This window comes from Deltaproteobacteria bacterium (assembly GCA_003194485.1).
Taxonomy (GTDB): Bacteria; Desulfobacterota; Dissulfuribacteria; order Dissulfuribacterales; family UBA3076; genus UBA3076.
Genome location: PQXD01000045.1, coordinates 1 through 5,544, shown reverse-complemented (window position 1 = coordinate 5,544; position 5,544 = coordinate 1). Strand labels below are relative to the sequence as shown.

Annotated in this window: 6 protein-coding genes and 2 pseudogenes; 1 reads left to right on the top strand and 7 read right to left on the bottom strand. The window is 43.7% G+C overall.

Going from position 1 to position 5,544, the window contains the following annotated elements:
• Positions 1-96 precede the first annotated feature (96 nt).
• The 4 genes and pseudogenes from C4B57_11550 to C4B57_11535 all read right to left on the bottom strand — a co-directional run bounded on the left by C4B57_11550 (position 97) and on the right by C4B57_11535 (position 1,910).
• Positions 97-558: a hypothetical protein gene (locus tag C4B57_11550; GenBank protein PXF52054.1), complete on the bottom strand. Its 462-nt coding sequence runs from the start codon at positions 556-558 to the stop codon at positions 97-99.
• Positions 559-638: 80 nt separating this feature from the next.
• Positions 639-935: pseudogene (locus C4B57_11545) on the bottom strand (hypothetical protein).
• Positions 936-945: 10 nt separating this feature from the next.
• Positions 946-1,536, bottom strand: a complete 591-nt coding sequence (cas7c, locus tag C4B57_11540; protein PXF52053.1) for a type I-C CRISPR-associated protein Cas7/Csd2 — start codon at positions 1,534-1,536, stop codon at positions 946-948.
• On the bottom strand, positions 1,500-1,910 hold the full coding sequence (locus tag C4B57_11535) for a hypothetical protein (GenBank protein ID PXF52052.1): 411 nt from the start codon (positions 1,908-1,910) through the stop codon (positions 1,500-1,502). Before C4B57_11535 ends, cas7c begins: the two co-directional genes overlap by 37 nt.
• 311 nt (positions 1,911-2,221) lie before the next feature.
• Between C4B57_11535 and C4B57_11530 the strand changes: the two are divergent.
• Positions 2,222-2,385 (top strand): annotated as a pseudogene (locus tag C4B57_11530) (hypothetical protein).
• A gap of 50 nt (positions 2,386-2,435) precedes the next feature.
• Here C4B57_11530 and C4B57_11525 read toward each other — a convergent pair.
• The 3 genes from C4B57_11525 to rnc all read right to left on the bottom strand — a co-directional run bounded on the left by C4B57_11525 (position 2,436) and on the right by rnc (position 5,259).
• The gene (locus C4B57_11525) at positions 2,436-3,338 is read right to left on the bottom strand and encodes a UDP-3-O-[3-hydroxymyristoyl] N-acetylglucosamine deacetylase (protein PXF52051.1); all 903 of its coding nucleotides are present in this window, start codon (positions 3,336-3,338) and stop codon (positions 2,436-2,438) included.
• A gap of 269 nt (positions 3,339-3,607) precedes the next feature.
• Positions 3,608-4,531: a GTPase Era gene (locus C4B57_11520; GenBank protein PXF52055.1), complete on the bottom strand. Its 924-nt coding sequence runs from the start codon at positions 4,529-4,531 to the stop codon at positions 3,608-3,610.
• Between the two features lie 8 nt (positions 4,532-4,539).
• Complete coding sequence (gene rnc / locus C4B57_11515; GenBank protein PXF52050.1) at positions 4,540-5,259, bottom strand: ribonuclease III; 720 nt, start codon at positions 5,257-5,259, stop codon at positions 4,540-4,542.
• Positions 5,260-5,544: the final 285 nt, after the last annotated feature.

The window sequence follows — 5,544 nt, the reverse complement described above, 5'->3', positions numbered from 1 at the left end:
TGTCATCTTCTTTTTCTCCCGTTAACATTCCATTTAATACAAAGAACCTGTAATTTTTGCTCTCCATACCAAGATATTTGCGTATCTCTTCCTTATCTATAACCTGTCCTTCCTCTTTCTGCCTACATAGGCATTATAACTGCTCCACCTATAATCTTCTGGATTCTTTACCATCTTTGCCCTTACCGGATTTAAATGAATATACCTGGTAAGCTCCTGAAAATAACTGTCTTCATCTATTACCAGGGACTTGTATCTTCCCTGAAATAAATGTCCGGTTTTTCTCCTCTTTACATTGGAATACGTAGTATAGGAACCATTAATGTAATGCATAATCCCGGATAAATTGGGTTTAGTAGTCTTTATCAGAAGATGGTAGTGATTGCTCATCAATACGTAGGCAAGAAGATAAAAATCATACTTTTCCTTTGCTTTTAATATATATTCGAGGAATTTCTCAAAATCGGTATTGTTTAAGAATATTTTCTTCCTGCCGTTACCACGGCTGGTTATATGATAGAAGCAGTCTTCTGCTTGCAGCCGGTAAGGTCGTGCCATAATGCAAAAGATTATAGTATCCCGGAGGTCAGTGTTAAAGATTAAATTCTATTTTCGAGGGCTGACCCCTTTCTTCATGCTCGGTAACCTACAGAAATGATGGCATCGAGGTTGAACCATTCTATATACCTGGTAACGCGTCCGCGGCCTTCGTTTTGAACTGTTGCATTTTTTGCAACAGTTGCATCTCGCTCCAATTCACCGGTTTTAAAAATATTCCGCAGATGTCTGGAGATGACGGACTTATCCCTCCCAAATAACTCCGCCATCTGATTCAGGGTAAGCCATACGGTTTCATCCTTAAGGTGCACATCAATAACCGAATGGCCATCATCAGCCTGGTAAAGAACGATCTCGCCATAATCATCTGTTGTCATCGTTTATCCGCTACAGCTTTTCATCTACTGAGACTCCGGAAGGTGCAGAGCCTTTGTCAACTGTTACCGTATAGTCAGCAAAGGATCTGGGCGGGTCATCGCCGCAGTTTTTTTCCACTGTGACCAGGTCGAAGAGTTTGCTGGCCGGGGCGTTTCCCAGTTCGGAATCGTGTTTGAAAACGATCAGTTTCTGGGTCGCCATCTCGCCCCTGGCTGCTGAACGGTCGTGGTCGAACATATTTTTCAGAGCGTCCCAGAACAGATTCAGGTCATCCTCGGAAAATCCGGTCTGTTTCGCCAAGGGTGCAGAGATGAAGCCGTGCACGCGGTAGAGACCGTAAGGAACTATGGCTTTCCTAGCCCCCAGTCCTTTGTTATCCGGTTTATCAACACTGACAGCTGCAGTACGAAACATCGCCACATCCAGACCGACTATGGGATCAATACTTCTGGCAAATGCAAGCTGAACTGGACCACGTACCTGACCACAAGTTTTATCTCCTGTAGACATTACTGCACCAAAAGTCCGAATATCGTAGAAATTTTTACACATCCATTTTTTAGCTACCATAAACCGATAGCAACAATGTTTTGAGACCATGGATATCTTGATTGATTTTGTTTGGCAGCATGATCAAAAAATCTATGGCAGCCAAAAATTTTCTTTCCGGTCTTAGGATTTATGCAATCATCTAAGGCCACGATCAGGTTTCCGTCAGTCAAGGGTTCTGGAATCAACTTCCACAGACACGTCCAAGGTTGAGTCCATGGAATTTTGGATGAGCCCATAAAGGTATAGTAACGCTTCGTGTTGATAACGGTAAAACCAAACAGTGTCTTAAGGCACCGGAGCAAATTTGACGTTTTTGAGGAAGTAAATGGAATAATGATTGCCATGAGGGTATAGATGAACCACGTTCCCCGTTCCTCCCCTTTTCTTGAATGGGCAAATTCATTTTTGAGTTCTTTGAGCAATGAGTGTAGTATATACATGCGAGACCTCTGATATGGTTTGGTTTTGATAATACAAATATACCATAACTTGGTCTCGCTTTCACTAATAATTGACTGTTTTTACAGAATTATTATATATTTTTGTCTGACGAGATATTTAAAATACTTAATAATATCAACAACTTACAAATTGCGTTTAGACCTTATAAGTATCTGATATTACTAATAAAAGTTGATTTACCGTAAACATAACTCATTAACTTTTGGGGAAATTACTCCGCGATCTGCTAAGCCTCCCAAAAAAACGGGAAACTTCAGGTGCATAATTCGGGATTATCATAAAGGGTAAGCGCGTTAATGCAGTACTTATCTCAGAGGATGACTGGCGCGCCATACAGGAAACTATCTATCTTCTGAATATCCCCGGTATGCGGGAATCATTCGAAAGGGATTAGCCACTCCGGTCGAGGAATGCATCCAGGAACTTGACTGGTAATAAGGTTAGATTGTGTGAGCCTGAGCGAACCACAAGTGTGACCGGCATGGTCAGGCAGGAACGGCTGCGGAAATCACATCATCTTTGTGACCAGCCCAGACTGGTAACCCCCAGGCCTTATCATGTTCCATATACTCCCAGGCATAGGGGTTATTTAACAATTCCAGAGAGAAAACATGATGCAGGCTATGGCCGCTCTTTACGGCTTTTACCTTTCCTAAAACAGGGCTGCCCAAGAGATAAAGGTCTCCGATCAAATCCAAAACTTTGTGGCGGACAAATTCATCAGAGAACCGCAGGCCACCTCTATTGTATATGGATGTATCGCCTATAACCACAGCATTTTCAAGAGATCCACCCCTGGCAAAGCCATTCTCTCTCAGCAACTCCACTTCACTGAGAAAACCAAAAGTCCTCGCCTTGCTGATCTGGCTTGCAAATGTCTGTGGCGTGATCTTGCCGGCAAAACGTTGCTTGGCAATAAGGGGGTGCTCAAACTCTATTTCAAAAGATACGATAAAATTCCTGCTAGGCTCAATACTCAGAAGCTTGTCACCCATTTTCACCGTCACCGGCTCCAGAATCTTAATATATCGTACCGGCTCATACTGGGCCTTCAGACCTGCCTTTTGCAGAAGAGAAAGAAATGGTGCGGCGCTCCCATCCATTGCCGGAATTTCGGGCCCGTCAACCTCGATCAAGGCATTGTTCACACCCGCTCCCGACAGAGCCGCCATCAGATGCTCAATGGTTGAAACAGATACTTTTTCAACACCTATAGTAGTAGCAAAACTGGTATCTACTATGTACTCTGCCCGGGCCGGAATAACCTGTTCACGGCTTAAGTCGCTGCGGACAAAACAAATTCCGGTGTTGGCCGGAGACGGATTTATCTTTAAAGAGACCTTTTCCCCTGAATGCAGTCCTATGCCGGATGCCTTTACGGACTTCATGAGTGTATGTTGAAGATTCACTATTATTTTTCCTTATCAAAATTAGGTAGTAAGTAAACCTGCACGTTTTTAAACAGGTCCATACATATCAAATGATATCAATATGAGCAAGAATAATGCCTAACATGATATAAGATTTTTAATTGTAATTTCAATTAGTTTTAAAATAAGGATGATTAATGATCATCTAAGTGAGACTATAAAGTCCGGAAAAGCAGGTGAAAGAGTGACAAAAAAGACACTCTGAAAAAGCCGGATGGAGTTGCTGTTCAGGCAGTAAGGCCCAGGCGACGCAGTGCCCGCTCATCCCTGGACCAGTCTTTAAGGACCTTGACATAAATATCCAAATGCACCTTTATGCCCCAAAGTGATTCAAGCTCCTCTCTGGCAAGTATCCCGATTTTTTTGAGAAAATGAGCGTCCTTGCCTATAATAATTCCTTTCTGAGACGGCTTTTCCACAAATATAATTGCCGAGATCCTTGTTATCTGCCGTTCCTTATTATCCTCAATCTCTTCAACATTTACTGCTGTTGAATAGGGGATCTCCTGTTCTGCAAGCAGGAATATTTTCTCCCTGATAAATTCAGCTGCAAGATCATATCTGGACTGGTCGGTAATAACTGCTCCGTCAAAAAATTGAGGCCCTTCGGAAAGCAGTCTTAATATCTCGTCAAGGACACTATCAACGCCGCTTCCGTACTTGGCAGATACAGGTATGATTGCTTCAAACGGATATACATCCTTCAACTCATCAATCACGGGGAGCAAGGTCTCTTTTGCTACCCTGTCGATCTTATTAAGGATCAGCACTACGGGCTGCATGAGCTTTCTTAAGAGGTCTAAAATGGCAAACTCCTGGCCTCTGCGCCTGCGAGTTACGTCAACCACAAACACTATCGCATCCACGTCTCCAAGTGCCTGGGTGGCCCAACGGACCAATATCTTATTAAGGGGCTTCTTGGATTCGTGAATCCCTGGTGTATCCACAAACACAACCTGAAATTTGTCTCCGGTGAGTATGCCTTTTACCTGGCGTCGGGTTGTCTGGGGCTTGGGGGTGGCAATTGCCACCTTTTTACCCAGAAGTTGATTGAGAAGGGTTGATTTTCCTACATTTGGCGCTCCGGCTATTGCAACAAAACCTGAACGAAAGCCTGTCTGTTTTCCAGATCGGTGCGAGTCCGTATCCATCTGAAATCTCAAATATCTAAAATCTCCAGCGCCTTACGGGCGGCATCCTGTTCCGCCTCTTTTTTACTGCGCCCGCTGCCCCTTTGTAACACTTCACCGTTAAATTGAATTGCAACATAAAATGTACGCTGATGATCAGGCCCGCTGATTTTTTCAATCTCATATACAGGTACACTATGAAAACGGCTTTGAGTCAATTCCTGAAGTCTGCTCTTATAATCCTGACCGAACCCCGAGTCCACTGCCTGATCGAGCAAATCGCCAAAGCACCTTTCAATAAAAGAAAAGACCTCATCTATACCGCTGTCCAGATAAATGGCCCCTACCACTGCCTCAAAGGCATCGGACAATATGGATGGTTTATCACGTCCTCCGCTCCTGTCTTCGCCCCTACCCAGCCTAAGATGTTTTCCCAGTCCAAGTTTTCGAGCCTGTGTGGCAAGCTGGCTCTCGTTTACAAGAAATGATCTCATTCGGGTTAATTCACCTTCTCTACACCTTTCTCCATAGCGCTTAAAAAGAAGATGGCTGACTACAAGCTCCAGGACGGCATCACCGAGGAACTCAAAACGTTCATTATCCAAGGGGCCCGTTCCATGCTCCGCTGCATATGATCGATGAGTAAGGGCCTGTTCCAGGATCTCGGGACGGATAAAATGATAACCCATGCTGGTTTCTAAATCAGGCACAGAATCTTGGTCGGATTTTAAGCTGTCGGATTCTTCCATTTATGTCTTCTGGAAATAAGATATGCCGGGAATGAAGCTTTGTATCATACATACTTATTGTGACAAGCATAATCTGGATTAATCATATTTTGTACCAGAATATGAACTAAACAACAAGATGCGGAATGCCCAATTGTGACATTAGTATTATACAAGATCCCTGGATATTTCATATAAGCGCAGGCGAATTTTGTGACGCAGCACAGGAGGCTCTTTTGAGCCTTCAGAGGCAAGCTGTGATCGTCTTTTCTCAAGCTATGGGTAAAAATACCACCATAGCCAGGA